Annotated in this window: 2 protein-coding genes; one reads left to right on the top strand and one right to left on the bottom strand. The window is 69.8% G+C overall.

Annotated elements, in window-relative coordinates; translation table 11 throughout:
- Positions 1–479: aconitase family protein (locus tag ABZ749_RS35495; RefSeq protein WP_357235826.1), on the bottom strand; the 479-nt coding region annotated here is incomplete at its 3' end.
- A gap of 49 nt (positions 480–528) precedes the next feature.
- On the opposite strand from ABZ749_RS35495, the gene ABZ749_RS35490 reads away from it, so the two are divergent.
- On the top strand, positions 529–1,152 hold a 624-nt coding region (locus tag ABZ749_RS35490), incomplete at its 3' end, for a helix-turn-helix domain-containing protein (RefSeq protein WP_357235823.1).

The raw sequence follows: 1,152 nt of genomic DNA, 5'->3' as shown, positions 1-1,152 counted from the left end.
ATGCCGAAGGCGAGCGCTCCGAAGGCGCCGTGGGTGGCGGTGTGCGAATCGCCACAGACGATCGTCATGCCCGGCTGGGTGACGCCGAGCTGCGGGCCGATCACGTGCACGATGCCCTGGTTGTCGTCGCCGAGCGGGTGCAGCCGCACTCCGAACTCGGCGCAGTTGCGGCGCAACGTCTCGATCTGCGTACGCGACGTGGGGTCCGCGATGGTGAGCAGGTCACCACGGCGGAGGCGGAACGCCGGGTCGTCGTACCCGGTCGGGGTGTTGTGGTCCTCGGTCGCGAGGGTCAGGTCGGTACGACGCACCCGGCGTCCGGAGAGCCGCAGCCCGTCGAAGGCCTGCGGGCTGGTCACCTCGTGCAGCAGGTGCAGGTCGATGAAGAGCAGGTCCGGCTCACCAGCGGCGGACCGTACGACGTGCGCGTCCCAGACCTTCTCGGCCAGGGTCCTCGGCTCAGGAGTGACTCCCACCATCTGGACATCCTAAATTCTGGGAGGTAAGTTTCGGCTTGTGGGACACAGTATGAGCGGTGTCGGCGTTCTCGACAAGGCGGTGGTCATCCTGGCCGCCTGCGTGGACGGCGCCAGCCTGGCCGAACTCGTCGAACGCACCAAGCTGCCCCGGGCCACAGCACATCGCCTGGCCCAGGCCCTGGAGATTCACCGAATGCTGGTGCGTGACACCCAGGGCAGATGGCGGCCCGGCCCCCGCCTGGGCGAGCTGGCGAACGCCGCACCGGACGTTCTGCTGACCGCCGCCGAGCCGCTGCTGGCCGCGCTGCGCGACGCCACCGGTGAGAGCGCGCAGCTCTACCTGCGCCGTGCCGACGAGCGGATCTGCGTGGCGGCGGCGGAACGCGCCAGCGGTCTACGGGACACCGTTCCGGTGGGCTCGGTGCTGCCGATGACGGCCGGCTCAGCGGCCCAGATCCTGCTCGCCTGGGAGCCGCCGGAGGCGGTCATGCCGCTGCTGCCGCGCAGCAAGTTCACCGGCCGCACCCTCGCCGAGGTACGCCGTCGCGGCTGGGCGCAGAGCGTCGCCGAGCGGGAGGCACAGGTGATCCCGGGCTCCAGCTTCAACGTCGTGGCGGAGGCGAAGGACTTGAACCCCTTCACCGTCAGGCTCTTGAGATACACCTACTCGATC

The sequence above is a fragment of the Micromonospora sp. NPDC047753 genome, assembly GCF_040642735.1.
Taxonomy (GTDB): domain Bacteria; phylum Actinomycetota; class Actinomycetes; order Mycobacteriales; family Micromonosporaceae; genus Micromonospora.
Note: the sequence above shows the minus strand (reverse complement) of the source record. Positions and strands in the feature narration are given on the sequence as shown.